Annotated in this window: 20 protein-coding genes; 12 read left to right on the top strand and 8 right to left on the bottom strand. The window is 39.2% G+C overall.

Features of this window, described 5'->3' with window-relative positions:
- Positions 1-66: 66 nt before the first annotated feature.
- Positions 67-1,032, bottom strand: a complete 966-nt coding sequence (puuE, locus tag I5515_RS10505) for an allantoinase PuuE (RefSeq protein ID WP_199966451.1) — start codon at positions 1,030-1,032, stop codon at positions 67-69.
- 252 nt (positions 1,033-1,284) lie between these two features.
- Here puuE and I5515_RS10500 point away from each other — a divergent pair, with 252 nt between their 5' ends.
- From I5515_RS10500 to dsbD, 4 genes are all read left to right on the top strand, one after another.
- Positions 1,285-1,635, top strand: coding sequence for an HPF/RaiA family ribosome-associated protein (locus I5515_RS10500; protein ID WP_199966449.1), 351 nt, complete (start codon positions 1,285-1,287; stop codon positions 1,633-1,635).
- A gap of 149 nt (positions 1,636-1,784) precedes the next feature.
- Complete coding sequence (locus I5515_RS10495) at positions 1,785-2,330, top strand: ankyrin repeat domain-containing protein (protein ID WP_199966447.1); 546 nt, start codon at positions 1,785-1,787, stop codon at positions 2,328-2,330.
- A 12-nt stretch (positions 2,331-2,342) separates the two neighbouring features.
- Complete coding sequence (locus I5515_RS10490; RefSeq protein WP_199966445.1) at positions 2,343-3,110, top strand: transporter; 768 nt, start codon at positions 2,343-2,345, stop codon at positions 3,108-3,110.
- 18 nt (positions 3,111-3,128) lie between these two features.
- Entirely contained in the window at positions 3,129-4,955 is a 1,827-nt protein-coding gene (gene dsbD, locus I5515_RS10485) for a protein-disulfide reductase DsbD (protein ID WP_199966443.1), read from the top strand.
- On the opposite strand, the gene I5515_RS10480 is transcribed toward dsbD, so the two are convergent.
- Together I5515_RS10480 and I5515_RS10475 are read right to left on the bottom strand one after the other, a co-directional pair.
- The gene (locus I5515_RS10480) at positions 4,950-6,143 is read right to left on the bottom strand and encodes a GGDEF domain-containing protein (RefSeq protein WP_199966441.1); all 1,194 of its coding nucleotides are present in this window, start codon (positions 6,141-6,143) and stop codon (positions 4,950-4,952) included. The genes dsbD and I5515_RS10480 overlap by 6 nt on opposite strands.
- A gap of 174 nt (positions 6,144-6,317) precedes the next feature.
- Positions 6,318-7,229 (bottom strand): alpha/beta hydrolase, encoded by a 912-nt coding sequence (locus I5515_RS10475; protein ID WP_199966439.1) that lies wholly within the window; start codon positions 7,227-7,229, stop codon positions 6,318-6,320.
- Between the two features lie 152 nt (positions 7,230-7,381).
- On the opposite strand from I5515_RS10475, the gene I5515_RS10470 reads away from it, so the two are divergent.
- On the top strand, positions 7,382-7,819 hold the full coding sequence (locus I5515_RS10470; protein ID WP_199966437.1) for a DUF2147 domain-containing protein: 438 nt from the start codon (positions 7,382-7,384) through the stop codon (positions 7,817-7,819).
- Positions 7,820-7,857: 38 nt separating this feature from the next.
- Here the strand turns inward: I5515_RS10470 and I5515_RS10465 are convergent, their stop codons facing one another.
- Together I5515_RS10465 and I5515_RS10460 are read right to left on the bottom strand one after the other, a co-directional pair.
- On the bottom strand, positions 7,858-8,208 hold the full coding sequence (locus I5515_RS10465; RefSeq protein ID WP_199966435.1) for an arsenate reductase: 351 nt from the start codon (positions 8,206-8,208) through the stop codon (positions 7,858-7,860).
- 454 nt (positions 8,209-8,662) lie between these two features.
- Positions 8,663-9,487, bottom strand: coding sequence for an exodeoxyribonuclease III (locus tag I5515_RS10460; protein WP_199966433.1), 825 nt, complete (start codon positions 9,485-9,487; stop codon positions 8,663-8,665).
- Between the two features lie 38 nt (positions 9,488-9,525).
- On the opposite strand from I5515_RS10460, the gene pyrE reads away from it, so the two are divergent.
- Positions 9,526-10,176 (top strand): orotate phosphoribosyltransferase, encoded by a 651-nt coding sequence (gene pyrE, locus I5515_RS10455; RefSeq protein WP_199966431.1) that lies wholly within the window; start codon positions 9,526-9,528, stop codon positions 10,174-10,176.
- A gap of 51 nt (positions 10,177-10,227) precedes the next feature.
- On the opposite strand, the gene I5515_RS10450 is transcribed toward pyrE, so the two are convergent.
- From I5515_RS10450 to I5515_RS10440, 3 genes are all read right to left on the bottom strand, one after another.
- The gene (locus tag I5515_RS10450) at positions 10,228-10,695 is read right to left on the bottom strand and encodes a surface-adhesin E family protein (RefSeq protein WP_199966429.1); all 468 of its coding nucleotides are present in this window, start codon (positions 10,693-10,695) and stop codon (positions 10,228-10,230) included.
- Positions 10,696-10,843: 148 nt separating this feature from the next.
- Positions 10,844-13,033 (bottom strand): TonB-dependent receptor, encoded by a 2,190-nt coding sequence (locus tag I5515_RS10445; RefSeq protein WP_199966427.1) that lies wholly within the window; start codon positions 13,031-13,033, stop codon positions 10,844-10,846.
- A gap of 228 nt (positions 13,034-13,261) precedes the next feature.
- A complete protein-coding gene (locus I5515_RS10440) occupies positions 13,262-13,474 on the bottom strand; it encodes a DUF1737 domain-containing protein (RefSeq protein WP_199966424.1) in 213 nt (70 codons plus the stop codon).
- A gap of 161 nt (positions 13,475-13,635) precedes the next feature.
- Here I5515_RS10440 and gshB point away from each other — a divergent pair, with 161 nt between their 5' ends.
- The 6 genes from gshB to ftsA all read left to right on the top strand — a co-directional run bounded on the left by gshB (position 13,636) and on the right by ftsA (position 20,520).
- Positions 13,636-14,580, top strand: coding sequence for a glutathione synthase (gshB, locus tag I5515_RS10435; protein ID WP_199966422.1), 945 nt, complete (start codon positions 13,636-13,638; stop codon positions 14,578-14,580).
- A 237-nt stretch (positions 14,581-14,817) separates the two neighbouring features.
- Positions 14,818-15,915 (top strand): undecaprenyldiphospho-muramoylpentapeptide beta-N-acetylglucosaminyltransferase, encoded by a 1,098-nt coding sequence (murG, locus tag I5515_RS10430; protein WP_199966420.1) that lies wholly within the window; start codon positions 14,818-14,820, stop codon positions 15,913-15,915.
- Positions 15,916-15,926: 11 nt separating this feature from the next.
- A complete protein-coding gene (gene murC / locus I5515_RS10425) occupies positions 15,927-17,375 on the top strand; it encodes a UDP-N-acetylmuramate--L-alanine ligase (RefSeq protein WP_199966419.1) in 1,449 nt (482 codons plus the stop codon).
- A 38-nt stretch (positions 17,376-17,413) separates the two neighbouring features.
- Complete coding sequence (locus I5515_RS10420) at positions 17,414-18,340, top strand: D-alanine--D-alanine ligase (RefSeq protein WP_005300616.1); 927 nt, start codon at positions 17,414-17,416, stop codon at positions 18,338-18,340.
- 2 nt (positions 18,341-18,342) lie between these two features.
- Positions 18,343-19,197, top strand: a complete 855-nt coding sequence (locus I5515_RS10415) for a cell division protein FtsQ/DivIB (RefSeq protein ID WP_199966418.1) — start codon at positions 18,343-18,345, stop codon at positions 19,195-19,197.
- 60 nt (positions 19,198-19,257) lie between these two features.
- A complete protein-coding gene (gene ftsA, locus I5515_RS10410; protein WP_199966417.1) occupies positions 19,258-20,520 on the top strand; it encodes a cell division protein FtsA in 1,263 nt (420 codons plus the stop codon).
- The last annotated feature ends 120 nt before the right edge of the window (positions 20,521-20,640 follow it).

The raw sequence follows: 20,640 nt of genomic DNA, 5'->3' as shown, positions 1-20,640 counted from the left end.
TTTTAGCAATAACAATGCCAATAGTGATTTGCGATTCGCTTATGAATTTGGAAAATTAAAAATCAATTATTGAGTTATGTGATTTTTATACCAATGCTGCGCAATATCCTGACGACGGCACACCCAGACACGGTCGTGCATTTGAATGTAGTCGAGAAATTTTTGTAAGGCTTTAAAACGACCAGGATGCCCTAAAATACGGCAATGCATACCAATCGACATCATTTTTGGTGCACTTTCACCTTCTGCATAGAGCACATCAAAACTATCTTTCAAATATTGAAAAAACTGTTCTGAACTATTAAATCCCCCGGGTGAACAAAACTTCATGTCGTTACATTCTAAGGTGTAAGGAATAATTAAATGTGGTCGTGATGCACCAGCAGAGTTGGTGATCGTCGTCCAAAAAGGGAGGTCATCACCATAATAATCCGAGTCGTATTGAATTTGCGGGAACTCTGCAAGTAACTGCCGTGTATTGGGGCTGTCACGTCCTGTGTACCAACCTATCACTTTATTTTCAAACAAATTTTCTAAAACAGATAGGGCTTGTTCCATATGCTGTTTTTCTAGTCCGATATCACTCTCTTGATAGTGAAGCCAGCGATAACCATGAGACACTACATCATAATCAGCTTGCTTAATTGCTTCCACAATATAAGGGTTGCGGACTAGCGCCATTGCAACGCCAAAAATAGTCATTGGGAGTTTGCGCTTTTGGAACTCACTATGAATGCGCCAAAAACCAGCACGTGAACCATATTCGTACATTGAGTCCATCGACATATGTTTAGCTGGGTAACTTGCTGCACCAATAATTTCAGACAAGAACTGTTCTGAACCCTCATCGCCATGCTCAATATGTTTTTCGCCACCTTCTTCATAATTAAGAACAAATTGCACAGCAATTTTTGCATTATTAGGCCATTTCACCTGTGGCGGCTGTCCGTGATAACCGATTAAATCACGTGAATAAGGAGACTTTTGAATCCGCTCAATGAGCTTTGCTCCAGATAGATAAGATTCGGACACGATTGCTCTCCTTTTGTTCGTTTTTTCATAAAAATTTAAAAAATCAGCTTGCATATTTTTATAGATGGACTGATATTGAAGATATGAAGATCTTCAAAATAAATTAAAAGCAGTACGTTTAAGACAGGAGATAACAAACCATTACACCATCAAAATGTACAATTTAAGTCAGTTCATGCATGCTTAAAACATGCCAACATAAAAAAGTTTTGCATAGAAAAGATCCACAGTAAGAAAGAGAGGATGGTATTTATGAATATTGAAATCCGCACAGATAAAAACATCCATAATAGTGAACGTTTAATTACTTATGTACGTGCAGAACTTACTCAAGAATTCCAACGTCATAGCGAACGTATTACGCATTTCTCGGTTCATTTTAGTGATGAAAATGGGGATAAAGGTGGCGACAAAGACATCCAATGTATGATCGAAGCACGTCCTTCTGGTTTGAAACCAATTGCAGTGCACCATAAAGCAGGCAATATTGATGCTTCAATTCATGGCGCAATTGAAAAATTAAAACGCAGCCTCGAACATACCTTTGAGAAAAAAGAACACCCGAGAGGTGGGCAACCTGAATTCATTGATGATGAAGTTTAAAAATGCTAAAAAGCCCTTCGGGGCTTTTTTTATATTTGACGAAAATAAAACTATTCACAACATTAGGTTTGCAATGCAATGCAATCAACCTCTAAAATCTGGATAAGAGATTAGGCATAATAGTCCTAATATATTTTTGAGAGATGGTCATGTTAACCACCCAGCAGCAAGCTTTAATTAAAGCCATAGAAGAATTAGAACTCGCGCAAGTGCAGAAATTACTTGCTGAAGGACTTGATCCGAATTTTATTGATCTGGAACAGGGACCACCTGTGTCAATTATCTGTGATGGAATTTTTAAATGGTGGGAAAATGTATCGGAAGCTTATGAAGCAGGTACACCATTAGCAAAAGAAGAAAAGCAACAAGCGTTACAAGTTTACCTCGATATTCTCGAAGCTTTGATTCAGGCCAAAGCGAATGTACATCTTTGGGACGCAGAAGAGTTTTATGGTCCGTTATGGGATGCTGCGAGCTCAGCATGTGCACCAGCGGTTCAACGTTTACTTGATGAAAAAGTTGATCCAAACACACGTGATGAAGAAGGACTCACCATTTTATCTTCAATCAGTCAGTTGTTCTTTGATTGTGATTTTGATGAAATAGATTGGTCAGAAGCGCTTCAAGAAGAGCGTGAAACACTAGAGTTATTGCGCCGTCATGGAGCAAAAATGTCAAAAGAACTCACTACTTGATTGGATATTAAAATGAAAATAGTACAAATTTTAACTTTTGCTCTGACCACCGTTGCAGCAGGAAGTACTTTCGCAGCAGAGTTCTCGTTTGACCGTCCAGGTTCAGGCTTTGGAACAGGCATCACTCCAGTAGGTCAGTTAGCTTGGGAACAAGGTTTACCAAGTGCAACTTATACAGAATCAACTGTTGATGGCGTGAAAGAAAAGACCGTAACCGTAAATGGGGATATGTTATTCCGTACAGGTTTGGCTAAGAACTTAGAATTACAATTAGGCTGGCAAGGTCCCGGGTGGACTCAAACCAAACGTGCAGGTAAAACCACTGATACCTCTGGTTTAGGCGATGTAAGCATCGGTTTAAAAAGAGCTATTGACTTAAATGATGACAATTTAACAATGGCTGTGCTGGCTCAAGCTGTCATTGCGACGGGTAATGATGAGTTCACTGCACATGATGATATTTATAGTTTAAGTTCGGCAGTGGCTTATCAATATAATGATTTGATCAATACTGCAATTACCATGCGTTACGAAGTGCAAAACAGCAACTGGGCTGTGACAGCTATTCCAACAATCAATTATAAGATTGCCGGTAAACTTTCTGGCTATTCTGAATTTGTTTATCGTAAAGCTGAAAGCCAAGACTACCAATATAGCTTAGGCACAGGTTTAGTTTATGCACTAAATAAACGTACTCAACTTGATGCAAGTGTAGGTGTTGATTTGGATGGTCAAGATAAGGGCTACCGAGGTGGCTTAGGTATGGCATTCTTATTCTGATAAAACTAACTTGAATTGATGTTAATGAAAAAGCTTATTTCTCAGGGAATTATTTATTTTCTAGCAGCCGCTACTTTTGTACTAAGCCAGTTTGTTTTTGCAGAAGATAAGCTACTGTCACCAGAACAGGCTTTTTCATTTTCGGTTGAGTCGCCACAATCGCATATCGCGAAATTATCGTGGCAGATTCAGCCGAATTATTATCTATACCAACATAAATTTACTGTACAACAAGGTACTCAACCTTTAGCTTTAAATTTGCCTAAAGCCGTTTCTCAATATGATGAAAACTATGGGCAAAGTCAGGTTTATTATCATCAAATCAATTTCCAAATTAAGACCAAACCTTCAGAGCACTATAGTGTGACTTGGCAGGGCTGTGCCAAAGATCGTATTTGTTATCCGCCACAAACTATTGAGTTTCAAACTGATGCAGATGGCTTAGTTGGTGTGCAAAACCAAGCAGGAACAGCGCCAAAACGACTGCTCGATTTGGCAAATACTCAACCAGAAGCTTCTTCAGATTCAAAACTTTTAGAAAAAGGGCAGAGTACAGAGCCTGTAGTAGATTTATCTACGCCACAAATTGCGCAAGATCAGATCTGGTCAGCTAAGTTAATTGAGCACTCGCTTTGGTATGGGATTTTATTATTTCTCGGTTTAGGCATGTTGCTCGCATTTACACCATGTTCTTTACCGATGTTGCCTATTTTAACTTCATTAATTATTCGAGAACATAAAGGTCTAAAGGCTTGGACCATTGCACTTACTTTTGTTTGCAGCATGGCATTGGTCTATGCAGGTTTAGGTTTAATTGCTTCTTCGGCAGGTTTAAATTTTCAGCGCTGGTTACAACAGCCTGCGACTTTAATTGCTTTTAGTTTGTTGTTTATTATCTTTGCTCTGAACCTATTTGGCTTATTTGAACTTCGTTTACCGCAAACGTGGTTAAACAGACTTGACCGTATTCAGTCAATGCAACAAGGTGGCACTTTAGTCGGTGCGGGAGTCATGGGTGTGGTTTCTGCACTCTTGGTCGGTCCTTGTATGACTGCACCTCTCGCTGGAACTTTATTATTTATTTCTCAAACACAAAACCAATGGCAAGGCGCTTTGCTTTTATTCTGCCTAGGTTTTGGAATGGGAATTCCGCTACTGCTGGCAAGTATTTTAGGGGCAAAATTCTTGCCTAAAGCGGGCGACTGGATGCATCAGATTAAAGTGATTTTTGCTTTTTTGATGTTGGGTTTAAGCCTCTACTTTATTCGTCCTTTATTGCCAGATTGGGGCATGCAAGTACTTAGTTTAGTACTAGGCCTCGCTTTTATAGCCTATGCTGTTTATCAGTTTTTCTGGAAAAAAGGGCAGCTACAGTGGCTCTATGCGATCTTATTATTAATCGTTACCCCTTTTGTAGCCTATAACCAATATCAGCATATTCAAAATCGAACTTTGCAAAGTTCTGACCATATGGCCGAGTGGCATGTTGCGACTAGCGCGGCAGACTTCCAAAAGATTTTAGCAGCAGCGCCTACTGATCGGGCTATTGTGGTTGATGTCTATGCAGATTGGTGTGTTGCTTGCCAACCGATTGAGCACCGTATTTTAAAAGCACCCGAGGTTCAGTCTGCTCTTGCACCTTACTATTTAATTAAGCTTGATTTGAGTCATTATGACCAGTCACATGAAGCGCTACTCAAGCAATGGAATATTTTAGGACCACCGACCTATTTATTTTTAAGCCCCGAGCAAAAAGAAATTCGTGCTTTACGCTTAACAGGTGCTTTTAGTCAGCAAGAACTTTTGCAACAACTCGCGAGTTTGGCAAAACTAAAACAATCATAAAGTATCAATAGCTTCAGTCTGATGAAATGTACGTACCTGATTACGACCTGAAGCTTTCACCGCGTAGAGAGCTTGGTCAGCCTGCCGAATAACGAGATAAGGATCTTGTGCAAAAGCTGAACTGCTTATTCCAAAACTTGCACTAATATGAATGGGACTATTTTGAGCACTACAAACAGGCAATTCTTGCAAAGCATGGCGACAGCGCTCAGCAATTTTTTCTGCTTGAATGATATCGGTGTGGGGAAGTAATAAAATAAATTCCTCTCCACCAAATCGACCAATAATATCCTCACTACGCAAGTTCTCGGAAAGACATTGAGCAATTTCAATTAAGACCTGATCACCTTGGTGATGGCCATATATATCATTAATTTTTTTAAAATGATCGATATCAAGAAGTACTACTGCATAATCAAATTGCTGTTGGTGTAGCGACTCTAAATGCGTATTTAAACTACGTCTATTTAATACGTTAGTTAATGGATCAAGTTGGCTTAAACGTTGAATATAAGTTTCACGCTGACGCCATTGGGTGAGTAATATTTCAAATAAAATAAAACATGCCAATAAAATGGGCATAATAAAAAAAGCCATGCTTCCTAACCAAAAAGGATTGGTTTGAGCACGTTGCATGGCAATCAGATTAAATAAGGGTGCGTAAGGTACAACACCTTTCATACTCAAATAAGTACATACGATTAAAATAATTGTTGCAGGTATAAGGGCGCTATAAACAATTTTTCGGTCAAATAACACCAGACCTACCCCAATCGTGCCGACATAACCGACCATAGTGGCGGGGCTAATGCTGCCAATTAAATATCCATCGTGGCATAGCATGAGCGTAAAAAATTGCACGCTCACTAAAGGAATAATTCGTTGAGCCCATTCATCATTTTTATAACGATAGCAGGGGATAATCAAAAGAGCCAATAAAAATAAGGTTAATAAATTGAGCCAGATTTGCGACTCAACTAAAGGTAAATGTGTCCATTGCCAGACACTAGGGGTAATTAGAATATAACCTTTCCATAAAATCCAACTGAAATTCATTGCACAGGCAAGTGTAAGCATCAGTGCACTTTTTTGTAGTGGCGTCCAGTTGATGATGTGATTATTGTAGATGAAATCGATTATCACCTGTTTTATTCTATGTATTGGATGAGTGATGAAACGACTTTTCATAATAAGTAAGGCCTCCTAAATATAGATGCCTCTTTGTTGGACCATCCTAAAATTGGATTGTTTAAATAATTTATGTTTTAAACATAACATGATTTTCAATTTATACATGATGACTTTTTATAAAGTAAATGATGTGAAAAGTTTTGAGGCCTATTCACATCATTTATAGATAAATTAAGTTTTATCTAGTTCGTGAGCAAATTCAGCAATATCTGCCAATGCTTGTTTGGCTTCATCAAACCATGCATTAAACATCTGGAAGTTATGCCACATGCCTGTATAAAGTTTGAATTGAACTTTAACGCCAGCTTCTTCAGCTTTTTCTCTAAACCGCTTGGCATCGTCTAATAATATTTCTTTGGAACCCACTTGAACCAAGGTTGGTGGTAGGCCATGCAAGTCATCGAAAATAGGGGAAACACGTGGGTCATCAGCTGCAATTTGATTACCTATATAGTATTGGGTTCCTGTTTGAAGAGCTTCGATAGACAATAAGGCATCATGTTTTTTGTTATATCTGAGAGACTCGCTGGTTAGCGTTAAATCCAGAAATGGTGATAATAAAATAAGACCACTCGGCATGAGTTCGGGTTGTTCTTTTAAGCGTAAACAAAGTGCCAGTGCTAAATTTGCTCCGCATGAATCACCTGACAAAATAATATCTTTAGGTTGAATACCTTGTACTACTAAAGATTGATAGATGTCATATAGAGCTTCGGTGGCCTCAGGGTATGGATGTTCAGGCGCAAGTGGATAGTCCACATGAATAATCTGCATTTGGGTGCGAGCAGCTAAATCCGTCATAAAGGCATGATGGGTTTTAACACTGCCAAGAAAAAAAGCACCACCGTGAATGTGAAAAATCAGTTGAGTGGCTGAATCTTGCGGTTTAATTTCTTCACCTTTAATGCCTGCTAGGCGAATCGGGCGAACAGTAACATTTTTTTGTCGTGGAAAAGCACGACACATCTGATCTAGAACGGGACGTAAGGCAGTAGCTGGCAAATTTAGCTGACTTGGCTTGCGAATTGTTGTTTTAAGAAAAGTTTCTGTAAAGTAATATTTCCAAACATTTGATATATTCATACAGCATCCATTTTTATGCTAGTTTCTTGTTTTCTTGTAAATTTTATTTTGCAAGATTACAAGGTTACACGAAACAGTCACATTCAAAAATTGCAATATCTTTGCGACTTCTGAATACTAAAAATCTTGAAAGACCCAAGGATATTACAAAAATGAAAAAGATTGCTTTAGCTTTAGGACTCATTGGTATGGCTGCATTTGCCAATGCGGCTGATTCACTCAATGGAACGGTATGGAAAACAATTGATGATCAGACCAATAAGCCAAAAGCCGTAGTTAAATTTACGGAACAGAAGGATGGAACCTTAACTGCTGCCATTCAAAACATTTTGACGCCAGGCGAAGAAAACGCTTGTACAAAATGTGAAGGTCCGTACAAAAACAAACCGCTTAAAGGTGTCACCATTGTACATAATTTGAAAAATGTAGGTGGCAATAGTTATGAAAACGGTACGATTTTAGATCCAAAATCTGGCAAAACTTACAAATTGAAAGGTGAGTTAACAGATGGCGGTAAGAAGCTTAAATTGCGTGGCTATATTGGTGTCTCTGCACTTGGTCGTAACCAAACGTGGATTCGTGCTAACTAAAAGCCTTATTAAAAAAACGAGCCAAATGGCTCGTTTTTTTACGCTTGGATATTTTGATATATCGCTTCATCAAAACCGACAATGAAACCTTGTGAGGTTTGTAAAACTGGTCTTTTAATTAGACTTGGTTGAGCAATGAGTGCTTCAATAAGGTTGTCTTCACTGCTTAATGCGCGATTTTGTTCTTCTTCTGAGAGTTTACGCCAAGTCGTCCCTTTTTTGTTGAGAACAGTATCTTGCCCAATTTCTTTTAACCAGATTTTTAAAGTATCTGCATCAATCCCTTGTTTTTTATAATCATGAAAATCATAGTTAAGCGCTTTAGCTTGCAATGCATCAAATGCTTTTTTCATTGAGTTACAGTTTTTAATTCCGTAAATTTTTAACATTTTATCGGACCATGTCAAAAAGAGAGAACACACAGCCTAACTCAAAATGCATGAGAGCACTACTTTATACAGATACTTTTAAAACAAATGAAAAATAATGATTAATCGAATGAGAAGTGTCATGTTATTGTCATAAGACAAGGCGATAATGAACTCAATAAGAAGAAGTTAAAACTAAAAGAACTTAGCGCAAAAAATAAAAGATAGAAAAGAGAAAACCCGCATTTAATCATCCTGATCATGCGGGTCTCATTTCAACGTCCAATGTCACATCCTTGCAAATAAACTTAATCTAAGTTTATTTTATCTTCCTACGGCGTCCTATCCTTTTGCGTCATCCTGACTGCTTCCCTGTGCCGTGGAGCTATAATGCCGTTAAAGCTGTGTAAGAAAAATACTCAAAAACGACAGATGCTGTAAGCGAAAACGACAATGTAAGTGAACGAGTGTTCACTTATTCTTGAATTTTATAGTCGATGATAACGGGTGCATGGTCGCTAAACCATTGATCTTTAAAGACCCAAGCATTTGTTGTACGCGCTTTCCAGTCTGGAGAGCATGCATGGTAGTCAATACGCCAGCCTACATTTTTTGCACGAGCTTGGCCGCGATTTGACCACCATGAATAAAGTTCTGCTTCTGTGCGAACTACACGGAATGTATCAACATAGCCAAGTTCATCATAAATATGGTCAAGCCATGCACGTTCATGTGGTAAACAGCCAGATGATTTTTGATTACCTGACCAGTTTTTAATATCAATGCGTTTATGAACAATGTTGTAGTCACCACAAATGATGACTGACTTATTTTCATCACGCCATTGTTTTAAGATTTTCGCGTATTCACCTAAAAATAAATCTTTACGCGCTTGCGCTTCTTCACCACTTGAGCCTGAAGGTAAGTATAATGACGCAATATGTACCGGATGTGACAAACCTAAATCGAATTCAGCAGAAATAAAGCGGCCCTGACTGTCAGCCAACTCAAACCCTAAACCATCTTTAACAGAGACGAAGGGTAAGCGGCTATATATGGCAGTTCCTGCGTAACCTGCACGCTCTGCTGGAAAGAGATGGGTATGCCATCCTTCGGGTCTAAATTTTTCAGTCCATTGTTCATGGGTAATGCGGCTTTCCTGCATGCATACGACATCGGCATCTGATTGTTCTAACCATTCAAGTAAGCCTTTCGTCACTGAAGAACGCAAGCCATTTACGTTAATGGAAACGACTCGAAGAATTTTTACATCACTTGGATACTGATCCTTTGGTATCATGCGAAAATTTAACCTCAATTGTGAATTTGGAGCACCTCATGACAACGCCTGTGTCATTTAACCCGCAAGCATTTATCGAACTCGCATTATCACGCGGTGTGCTTAAATTTGGTGAGTTTACTTTAAAATCAGGGCGTGTGAGTCCTTATTTTTTTAATGCAGGCCTACTCAACGATGGTGAAGCTTTATCTCTTTTAGCACAAGGCTATGCAGATAAATTAACACAATGTGAAAATGTAGATGTAATTTTTGGACCTGCTTACAAAGGTATTCCATTTGTAGCTGCGACTGCTGTTGCTTTGTCTCAAGTACATAACAAAAGCGTGCCATGGGGCTTTAACCGTAAAGAAGCGAAAGATCATGGTGAAGGCGGTGTTTTAGTGGGTGCTGCGGTTGAAGGTAAAAAAGTCTGGATTATTGATGACGTTATTACCGCAGGAACTGCTATTCGTGAAGTGGTCATGATTTTGAAAAATGCGGGTGCAACCATCGCTGGTGTTTTAGTTGCACTCGATCGTCAAGAACGTGGTCAAGGTGAGCTTTCTGCAATTCAAGAAGTTCAAAAAGAATTAGAAATTCCTGTGCATGCACTCATTACTATGAAAGATTTAATGGATTATTTAGATGCAAAAGGCGAGAAAGAAGCTTTAGCAAATATGCAAGCTTATCGCGAGAAATATGGTATTTAATTTTCCATAATATAAAAGGAAGGGGCACTTGAACTCTCCTTCCTTTTATGCCTAATGATTTTTTATGTAGTTTAGAACACATGCCATTTCTAGAATTCTATTTGCAATAGAATTAGGAATAGCTGGTACTTCTTGTGGAAATTCTACTTCTTGTATTGAAAATATTTCAGAATTCGTAATTGAATAAGTCGCTTCGGACAACAACATCATTTTTTTATTTTTGCAGTCAAATTGCCATAACTCTAAAGAATTTAAATTTCCTAGATTGACTGGTGTGGTTTTAACTGGAGCTATTACGACGGAGTCTGAAATAGATTTAATTAGTTGATAACTCAAATAATGAATTTTTGTATCATCTCTAGCATAACTGATCCATCCTTTGTTGAGGTTGTCTTTAATACTATTTTGCTGTTGTTTTGATAAGTCTTGATATGTATCAATTGAAAGAGTAATGATTTTTGCCTCTGTTGATAGTGATAAAAAAAATAATAAAAAAGTTAAAATAAACTGTTTATTCATATTGTTTATTTAATTGGTATCTTTAATGAGAAAAGTATAATCTAAAAATTAAATATTTTATTTATTGAAGATAAAAAACTTGTCTCTTTTATTATTAAAAACAAAAGGCATACCTCTAAATAGGGGGATGCCTTTTTAATATTTTTATTTAGAATTGATAATTCAAACGCAATAACACATTACGTGGCGTGCCTGGCATGCTGTCTGAACGCCAGTACTCTTTATTGGTTAAATTATTCACCGCAAGTGTGACATTCCAAGGGTCTGCACTATAACCAATCGCCGCATCAACACGGTTAAAGCCTTCCATTTTTACTTGATTATTAATGTTTGGATAATAAGACCCTACATAGGTCACACCCACCTCGGTATACCACTGCTCGGTTGGTAAATAACGAACAAATAAATTACCTGTGTTTTTAGATGTATTTGCTAAATAGTTACCTTCTTGTTCAGGCTTTTGTTTATCTTCTTTTACTTTCGCATCTGTGTAGCCATAACCACCGCGAACAAAGACATTATCAAGTACACGGCCAATAAAACTAAATTCAAGACCACGAGATTGATGCTGTCCCGCAGTTGCCCACACATCTGGTTCACTGTCTGGGTTCGGTTTATAGCGAATATTATTTTTACGAATATCAAAGACAGAAAATTGAGTGTTTAAGCGATTATCTAACCATTCACTTTTTACCCCGACTTCGTATTGCTCGTTATATTGAGGCTCTTTATCCATTTTTGCGACGTCGGTGCTGCCTGTAACTTGGTTAACACCCATTTGTCCACCAAACGGTGCAAAGCTCTTAGAATAAGAAGTGTAAAAACTATGTTCAGGAAGTGGTTGCCATACCAAACCAACATTTGGACTAAAGCTGCTGTCTTTTACATTGCGATGTTCACTAGTCAGTTTGTTGGTGGTTGAAAAGTCGAAGTAATCGTAGCGTAGGCCCATCATGAGTTTAAGTTGATCATTTAGACCAATTAAATCTTGAATGAATACACCATAAGTTGTGCCTTCATTATAGTTATGCTGACTAATCGATAGTGGGCCATTGCCGCGGCTGTATTCACGTTCACTTGTGAATGGATTAACGTAGCCGTAAATAGAACCATTTTGAGCTTTATTTGCTAAGCGTGGCTCGCGTTGTTCATAGGTCCAGTCTGTACCCATCATAATTTGGTGTTCAAATTGGCCTGTTTTGAACTTGCCCTTAATATCAAAGGTATTGGTCGTGGTCTTATTGCTGGTTTGTTGCCAGTAGTAAATTTGGTTGATGTAGCCTTTTTTAGTGGTGCATGCTTTACCTTTTAAATCTATTCCATCTAACCCACAATAAGTTCCAAAATAAAAGTGATCAAAGTTTTGCTCCGCTTGTCGGTAACTTGCTGCCCAGTGAAAGTTCCAGTCAGGGGCATATTGATAATTTATGTCGGTACGCACTACTTGCAAAATATCATCAACATAATCGCCGTCTTGGGCAAATCCCATTTTAATTGAAGTTCCCGCAGGCAAGTTATCCCGTGTTGGTCCGCGGTCAGGCACACGACCTAATTTGTCATAGGTATATTGTGTGGTCCAAGTCAGCGTTTCATCATCATTTTTATAGGTAAAGCTTGGTGAAAACATTTCAATTTTATTTTCAATACCAGAGCGGAAGCTCCCTGACTCGCCATATTCTCCGGTCAAACGAACTGCTAAATTGTCATTAATGACTTGGTTGATGTCAGCAGTTGTTCCGTAGTTATCGTAAGAACCAGCATACGCACCAACTGAACTTTTAGAGTCAAAATTGGCAAACTTACTCACCATATTCACAACCCCACCACCAGCACTACGACCATATAAAACAGAAGCAGGGCCTTTTAAAATTTCAATACGCTCAATATTGGCTGTACTACGGCGTACTTGCCCACTTTCACGTATACCATCGCGGTAAATATCGCCTGTATCCGCTCCAAAACCACGAATAGTAATTCCATCACCACGCATATCATAACTGGTTGATACCCCGGGTGTACCTTGCAGCATAACGCTTAGGTCATTTGATCCATAAATTTTATATTTCTGAACATCAATGGTATCAATGGTTTGAGGAATATCTTTTTTATCTAAACCATTGCGGGTGACATTGGCTTTGTCATAGTCAATGTAGCTTTTAATGGGGTCAAGCTCACTCATGGCTTCAATTTTTATGGTGGGCATGGTGGCTGCAACTTTTGATGATGAGTCAGTCAACTCTTCTGCGTAGGCACCTTGAATATTCAAGATCATTAAACTGAGTAAGCTCAGCGGGAAAAGACGCTTAATTTGGGGAGATGATATAGAAATTCTTAACATAAAAATAAAATCAATTAACAAAAATAAAAGTATAAATGATAATTATAATCATTTATCTATTTAGAATAAAAGAACTATCGTCTCTAAAATTGATAGGGTGATTTTTTAAAAGATTTATTTTTAAGGGATTGTGGTGATAGTGCAAGCTAATGCAGATGACAATTGATTAGCTTGAGTTATCAATATGACTTAAAGATATATTTATTGGATTAAAAAAAGATATTGGGATTAAGCATTATTCTTGAGAATATCTAAAATATCTATTTCTGGATCATAATTCTCATCAATTGTTTTACAAATTGCTTGTCCAACAATGACATGCGTACCATTAAAAGTCATAGTTGGTGCTTCATATAATTCCCAGCCATGATTGAGTGCTTTAGTTACACGAGCACAAAAAGCTGAGTCGTCGGGGCCAGTTAAATAGCGATAAAGCTTCATTCTAAACCTTAAAAAAATAGTGATTTATGACGATAGTTTAACTGAATTTATTTTAATTATAGATAACGGAATAACAGATAACGATTTACCGAAATTAAGAAAAACCAGTGAAAAATCTCAGCTATACTCATGTTAATTTAAATTTTAAGAAGAGCTTGAGCATGCGTGTACTTGTCGTCATGGATCCGATTGAAACCGTAAATTTGAAAAAGGATTCAACCATGGCAATGTTGTGGGCGGCGAGCCGTCGTGGACATGAATTGGGTTATGCATTACAGCAAGATTTATATATCGATCAAGGTAAAGCTTACGGTCTTATCTCACCTTTAGAAGTGTTTGAAGATTACAACCATTACTATGAGTTAGGTGAAAAGAAAAAAGAATCTATCGCTACTTATGATGTAGTGCTTATGCGTAAAGACCCACCTTTTGATATGAATTTCGTTTACACGACTTACGTGCTTGAGCAAGCTGAGCGTGAAGGTTCATGGATTATTAATAATCCTCAATCATTGCGTGATTGCAACGAAAAACTCTTTGCAACGCAGTTCCCAGAGCTACAAGTGCCTACACTTGTGACATCACAGCAAAGTTTAATTCGCGAATTTATTAAAGAACATGGTGATGTCATTGTTAAGCCGCTTGATGGCATGGGGGGCATGGGGATTTTTCGTTTATACCAAGATGGCGTAAATATTGGTTCTACTCTAGAAATGCTCACAGAATTAGGCAATCGTCCAATTATGGCACAGCGTTATATTCCTGAAATTGTAGAAGGGGATAAACGTATTTTAATGGTGAATGGCGAGCCTATTCCTTACTGTCTGGCACGTATTCCACAAAACGGTGAAGTCCGTGGTAATTTGGCTGCGGGTGGTTTAGGTCAAGCGCGTCCATTAACTGAAAACGATAAGCTCATTGCGGCTAAAATTGGGCCTTTCTTGCGCGAGAAAGGATTGATTTTTGTTGGCCTAGATGTAATTGGTAATTATGTTACTGAAATTAATGTCACCAGCCCAACCTGTATTCGTGAAATTGATGCTCAATTTGGTACTTCAATTGCCGACGATCTATTTGATGTATTAGAAGCTGGACGTTCAGCTTAATTATTTATTTCGGGTGGTTTTCTAAAGTAAATGTAGGAAATCACCTGAAAATATATGAATTAATAAAATAACAATACTAAATATACCACAGCTTTGTAGGCATATTTTCAAAAAAGCACATCTTTCTGTTATAAACGAGTGAAATTAGCTTTTCGTTAATGAAGCTTTAGGATTAAAATAAACGGCTACAAAAATAGATGACAATTTCCATTGTTTTTTAAGTTGAAGAATTAGACCGTGACCGATTCACAGCAAAGCAAACCTAAACATGTCATGATGATGGCTGCCGGTACAGGTGGACATGTTTTTCCAGCCCTCGCCGTAGCTAAACAACTTCAACAACAAGGTTGCCAAGTTTCATGGTTAGCCACGCCAACAGGTATGGAAAATCGATTATTAAAAAATCAAAATATTCCAATATATCAAATTGATATCCAAGGTGTTCGCGGAAACGGTGTAATTCGTAAACTGGCCGCACCTTTTAAAATTTTAAAAGCCACTTTTAGTGCTATGCGCTATATGAAACAGCTTAAAGTTGATGCAGTTGCAGGCTTTGGTGGTTATGTAGCGGGACCAGGTGGTCTAGCAGCACGACTGTTAGGCATTCCTGTGCTTATTCATGAGCAAAATGCAGTTGCCGGGTTTACCAATGCGCAGTTGTCTCGTGTTGCTAAAGTAGTCTGTGAAGCATTTCCAAATACTTTTCCTGCTGGTGGTAAAGTAGTGACCACAGGAAATCCTGTACGTCGTGAAATCACAGATATTTTAAGCCCAAAGTGGCGCTATGATGAGCGGGAACAAGCGGAACAACCTTTAAATATTCTCATTGTTGGAGGGTCATTAGGTGCTAAAGCACTCAATGAACGTTTACCTCCAGCATTAAAACAATTACAAATTCCACTCAATATTTTTCACCAGTGTGGTCAGCAACAAGTTGAGGCAACTCAAGCACTTTATGCAGATGCACCAGCCAATCTAACTGTGCAGGTTTTGCCGTTTATTGAAGATATGGCAAAGGCTTATAGTGAGGCAGATTTAATTATTTGCCGAGCTGGGGCACTAACAGTAACAGAAGTTGCAACAGCAGGTGTGGCTGCGGTTTTTGTACCACTTCCTATAGCAGTTGATGACCATCAAACTGCAAATGCCAAATTTCTGGCCGATGTCGGTGCTGCAAAAATTTGTCAGCAATCGACCATGACACCAGATGTTTTAAATGAATTGTTTACTTCGCTGATGAACCGCCAATTACTTACTGAAATGGCAGTGAAAGCGCGTCAACATGCCCAACCAGATGCGACTCAGCATGTGGTTGATCTTATCCAAAAAATGTAATCGGATTTACTATGTCTCCATCAACACCTGCAAACCAAGCAAAAAAACTGATTAAAGTGCCTGAAATGCGCCGTATCAAACACATCCATTTTGTGGGGATCGGTGGTGCTGGGATGTGTGGTATTGCAGAGGTATTGGGTAACCAAGGTTATAAAATTTCCGGTTCAGACATTAAAGCATCTAAAACTACAGAACAATTAGAGCAAAATGGCATCAAGGTTTATATCGGCCATCAAGCAGAAAATATTAAAAATGCCAATGTGCTTGTCGTTTCTACAGCCATTGATCCAGAAAATCCGGAAATTAAAGCAGCGATTGAACAACGTACTCCAATCGTACGCCGCGCAGAAATGCTAGGTGAGCTGATGCGTTACCGTCATGGTATTGCTGTGGCTGGTACACATGGTAAAACGACTACTACTAGTCTATTAACGACCATGTTGGCTGAAGAAAATCTTGATCCAACTTATGTAATCGGTGGTTTACTTAACAGTACAGGCGTAAATGCTGCGTTAGGTGAAAGTCGTTTTATCGTTGCTGAAGCCGATGAATCAGATGCATCTTTCCTTTATTTACAACCTATGGCAGCCATTGTAACGAACATTGATGCTGACCATATGGATACCTATGAAGGTAGCTTTGATAAATTAAAAGATACGTTTGTACAGTTCCTTCATAACTTACCGTTCTATGGTTTGGCAGTAGTTTGTGGTGATGATGCGAACATTCGTGAAATTCTGCCACGTGTAGGCCGTCCAGTCATTACCTATGGTTTTAATGAAGACAACGACATTCGCGCAATTGATGTTGAACAAGATGGTATGCGTTCACACTTCACCGTATTACGTAAAGGTCGTGAACCACTGCGTTTAACGATTAATCAACCGGGCATGCATAATATTTTGAATGCTTTGGCAGCTATTGGTGTTGCGACTGATGAAGGTGTTTCTGATGATGCAATTAGCCGTGCTTTGGCAGGATTTAGTGGTGTTGGCCGTCGCTTCCAAGTACAAGGTGAATTTGAACTTGCTGATGGTAACGTTAAATTAGTTGATGACTATGGACACCATCCGAAAGAAGTAGAAGCAACCATTAAAGCTGCTCGTCAGAGTCATCCAGATCGTCGTTTGGTTATGCTTTTCCAGCCACACCGTTACTCTCGTACCCGCGATTGTTTTGATGACTTTATTGAAGTGCTCTCTCAAGTTGATCAATTATTATTATTGGAAGTTTATCCTGCCGGTGAAAAGCCTATTGTAGGTGCAGACAGCCGTACTTTGGCGCGTAGTATTCGTTTACGTGGACAGGTGGAACCGATTTTGATCGATCCGGTTGAAGGTAATTTGCAAAACATCATGCAAAATGTGTTACAACCAAATGACTTGTTATTAACGCAAGGTGCGGGTAACGTGGGAGCAATTTCAGTAGAACTTGCACAACACCATTTGTATGTGAAATAAACAAAAAAGTATTAAATTATCGGGTTAAGGATTTAAACGTGTCAAATGCTACAAAATTCGGCAAAGTTGCTGTGTTGTTTGGTGGGAAATCGGCTGAGCGTGCTGTGTCTTTAGATAGTGGTCAGGCAGTTCTGGATGCTTTGTTACGTTCGGGTGTTCAGGCTGAAGCATTTGATCCCCAAGACCGCAGTGTGACTGAACTTGTAAATTATGATCGTGCATTTATTGTATTGCATGGTCGTGGTGGTGAAGATGGCCAGATTCAAGGTGTACTTGAATGGTTAAATCTGCCTTATACCGGAACAGGTGTACAAGGTTCTGCTATTGGCATGGATAAAGTCAAAACCAAGCAAATCTGGCAAGGTAGTGATTTACCTACAGCGCCATATCGCATTATTACTAAAGAGACAGATTTAGATGCGGTTATTGCTGAGTTAGGCCTACCTGTGATTATCAAACCTGTACATGAAGGCTCAAGTGTGGGCATGAGTAAGGTTGAGAAAGCAGAAGACTTTGCTGCTGCAATTGAAAAGGCGACTCAGCACGATGCTGTTGTGATGGCAGAAAAGTGGATTACAGGCCGTGAATTCACAATTTCATTCTTGAATGGACAGCCTTTACCCGTTATTCGTTTACAGCCACCAGCTGATGTTGCCTTTTATGATTACGAAGCGAAATATCAACGTAATGATGTAGAGTATGGTATTCCTTGTGGTCTAAGTGAGACAGAAGAGAAAAACCTGCAAGCATTGTGCTTGCGTGCTTTTCAGGCAGTTGGTGCAGAAAGCTGGGGCCGTATTGATGCAATGCAGGATGAGCAGGGTAATTTCTGGCTTTTAGAAGTAAACACTGTGCCAGGTATGACCAGCCACTCTTTAGTTCCAAAAGCTGCTAAAGCTGTTGGCTATAGTTTTGATGAATTGTGTGTTGCTATTCTTGAGCAAACATTGGAAGGTACGGCTTAAATATGGCACAACTTCCGGCTTCCATGCGCCGTAAACGTGCGGCCATCACCTCTATTCATGATAAACCGCCTACACGTAAGCAGAAGCTTGCAAATGCTGGTGGATGGGTGCTGTTGGTTATTGCTTTTGTAGTGCTGGCAGTCGGAATCTATGGGCTATATAAAGTTATTACAGATGCAACAGTTGCAAAGCTAGAGGTTGTGGGGTCAACGTCTTCAGTTGAAACTCAACAAGTGATGCAGCATGTTGCTCCAATTATAAAAGCAAATTATTTCACATCTGATTTAGAACAGATTCGTGATAAAACATTAGAAATTTCGTGGGTAGACCGAGTTGTTGTATCTCGTGCTTGGCCCAATGGTATTCGTGTTCGTGTCATGCCTCGACATGCCATCGCCCGTTGGGGAACAGGTCGCTTGTTAAGCGATGGAGGCGATGTATTTAGTGAGGCAGAGCCGACAATTCATCCTGAGCTTCCGTTACTCCATGGTCCGGTAAGCCAGTCGAAAATGATGATGCGACGCTATAATGAAATTAATCAATTATTCCATCCTGTCAATTTGCGCTTAAAAGAGTTATATCTGACGGAGCGAATGACTTGGTTTATGCAGTTTGATACAGGTTTGCGAATTATTGTTGACCAAGATCAAACAATGAATAAGTTGCAACGTTTAAGTCATCTGGCACAATCTGACTTAAAACCGGTATGGTCGAAAATCTCAGCCATTGATTTGCGATATCGTAATGGATTATCTATTCAATGGAAGAACGCAACACCACCTAAAATTGTGAATGGTCAGTTTGTTGTAACGATTGATGACACAAGCATTGCAGGTGGAACACAAGCAAAGCCATAATACGTGGCTTTAAAATAGGCAATTTGCCTGGTATTAAACAACAAAGAAATGGTATGAGTGATGAGTGAAGCTGTTCCCTCAGTTGTTGCGATTGACATTGGGACACATAAAGTTTCAGTTTTGATTGGAAAAATTCATGCGCCGGATAACATTCAAGTTATCGGTATGGCAACTGCTCGCAATCGAGGCATGAATAAAGGAAAAATCGTAAGCCTCGATAAAGTCATCGCTGCGATTAAAAATGCTGTTGCTGAAGCGGAAAATATGGCCGAATGTCGCATTCATAGCGCATGGGTATCGATTCCGAGTACCGAGTTGCAAAGTTTTTATGCTTCTGGACGCACACCAGTAGGTAATCCAGCACATGTTATTACAACAAATGAAGTCGTGCGCGCGTTAGAATTGGCAAAAGCAAGTCATGTGACTTCTGATTACTATTTAGCAAGTGCAGTGCCTTTAGGCTTTGAATTGGGTGATTCTGCTGAATGGGTGCAGAATCCGATTAACATGACTGCCCATAGTATGACGGGACATTATCAGTTAATGATGATGCCTATAGCGACTATGCAAAACCTTGATCGCGCCATGAAAGGTGCAAATATCGGGGTTGAAAAAATGGTGGTATCTTGTCTGGCAACCGCCGAGGCAAGCTTGCTTAAAGATGAAAAAGAATATGGGGTTTGTCTGGTTGATATAGGCGCAGGCATTACTAATCTTGCAGTTTATCTGGATGGACGTTTGGCTCTGGCGCGTACATTGCAGCGCGGTGGTGAACACGTTACGCGTGATATTGCTGCTGTATTGCAAACTACGACAGAAGAAGCTGAACGCATTAAAATTCTGCATGGTTGTGTTGATTTAAGTGCTGTTAAGCCAGATCACATGATTCAGGTAGAAGGAATTGATGGTCCTCAAACCATTAGTCGAATTGAGCTGTCAGAAATTATTATTGCCCGTTATGAAGAGATCTTTAGCCAGATTCGCGATGAACTCGAACATAGTGGTGCAATTCATGGTTTATACCATGGTGTAGTGTTGACAGGGGATGCTTGTCAAATCGAAGGTATGGTGAGTTTGGCTCGTCGTATGCTGGGAGTATCTGCACATTTGGGTAATCCTCCGTTACAGGTTTATGCTGATGATCAGCATCAGGCAGCATTACGTCGTTCGATGTATGCAACAGCAGCTGGTTTGCTCATGTTTAGCCAAAGTGAGTTGCAAGAAGCTGTTGAAGAGCCTGAAGAGGCAAATGACCGTTCGGTATGGGAGCGAATGGTAAATGGCTGGAATGCATTTAATAGCAAGCTAAAAGCCATTTTTTAGGATGTATGGATTTATTGGTAGAATTGTTAGGAAGTTGTAAGAGAAAACCACTGTACTTGACAAGGTTTGTATTGCACAGCATTCTTAAAATTAGTTATTTTTGAAAATCAAGGCAGTATA

The sequence above is a fragment of the Acinetobacter calcoaceticus genome, from assembly GCF_016508255.1.
In the GTDB taxonomy this organism is placed as follows: domain Bacteria; phylum Pseudomonadota; class Gammaproteobacteria; order Pseudomonadales; family Moraxellaceae; genus Acinetobacter; species Acinetobacter calcoaceticus_E.
Note: the sequence above shows the minus strand (reverse complement) of the source record. Positions and strands in the feature narration are given on the sequence as shown.

What these genes read in the sequence shown, in the direction of transcription:
- I5515_RS10500 (WP_199966449.1), top strand. Translation starts at nt 1,285, where the DNA reads ATGAATATTGAAATCCGCACAGATAAAAACATCCATAATAGTGAACGT.
- I5515_RS10495 (WP_199966447.1), top strand. Translation starts at nt 1,785, where the DNA reads ATGTTAACCACCCAGCAGCAAGCTTTAATTAAAGCCATAGAAGAATTA.
- I5515_RS10490 (WP_199966445.1), top strand. Translation starts at nt 2,343, where the DNA reads ATGAAAATAGTACAAATTTTAACTTTTGCTCTGACCACCGTTGCAGCA.
- dsbD (WP_199966443.1), top strand. Translation starts at nt 3,129, where the DNA reads ATGTTAATGAAAAAGCTTATTTCTCAGGGAATTATTTATTTTCTAGCA.
- I5515_RS10480 (WP_199966441.1), bottom strand. Translation starts at nt 6,143, where the DNA reads ATGAAAAGTCGTTTCATCACTCATCCAATACATAGAATAAAACAGGTG.
- I5515_RS10475 (WP_199966439.1), bottom strand. Translation starts at nt 7,229, where the DNA reads ATGAATATATCAAATGTTTGGAAATATTACTTTACAGAAACTTTTCTT.
- I5515_RS10470 (WP_199966437.1), top strand. Translation starts at nt 7,382, where the DNA reads ATGAAAAAGATTGCTTTAGCTTTAGGACTCATTGGTATGGCTGCATTT.
- I5515_RS10465 (WP_199966435.1), bottom strand. Translation starts at nt 8,208, where the DNA reads ATGTTAAAAATTTACGGAATTAAAAACTGTAACTCAATGAAAAAAGCA.
- I5515_RS10460 (WP_199966433.1), bottom strand. Translation starts at nt 9,487, where the DNA reads ATGATACCAAAGGATCAGTATCCAAGTGATGTAAAAATTCTTCGAGTC.
- pyrE (WP_199966431.1), top strand. Translation starts at nt 9,526, where the DNA reads ATGACAACGCCTGTGTCATTTAACCCGCAAGCATTTATCGAACTCGCA.
- I5515_RS10450 (WP_199966429.1), bottom strand. Translation starts at nt 10,695, where the DNA reads ATGAATAAACAGTTTATTTTAACTTTTTTATTATTTTTTTTATCACTA.
- I5515_RS10445 (WP_199966427.1), bottom strand. Translation starts at nt 13,033, where the DNA reads ATGTTAAGAATTTCTATATCATCTCCCCAAATTAAGCGTCTTTTCCCG.
- I5515_RS10440 (WP_199966424.1), bottom strand. Translation starts at nt 13,474, where the DNA reads ATGAAGCTTTATCGCTATTTAACTGGCCCCGACGACTCAGCTTTTTGT.
- gshB (WP_199966422.1), top strand. Translation starts at nt 13,636, where the DNA reads ATGCGTGTACTTGTCGTCATGGATCCGATTGAAACCGTAAATTTGAAA.
- murC (WP_199966419.1), top strand. Translation starts at nt 15,927, where the DNA reads ATGTCTCCATCAACACCTGCAAACCAAGCAAAAAAACTGATTAAAGTG.
- I5515_RS10415 (WP_199966418.1), top strand. Translation starts at nt 18,343, where the DNA reads ATGGCACAACTTCCGGCTTCCATGCGCCGTAAACGTGCGGCCATCACC.
- ftsA (WP_199966417.1), top strand. Translation starts at nt 19,258, where the DNA reads ATGAGTGAAGCTGTTCCCTCAGTTGTTGCGATTGACATTGGGACACAT.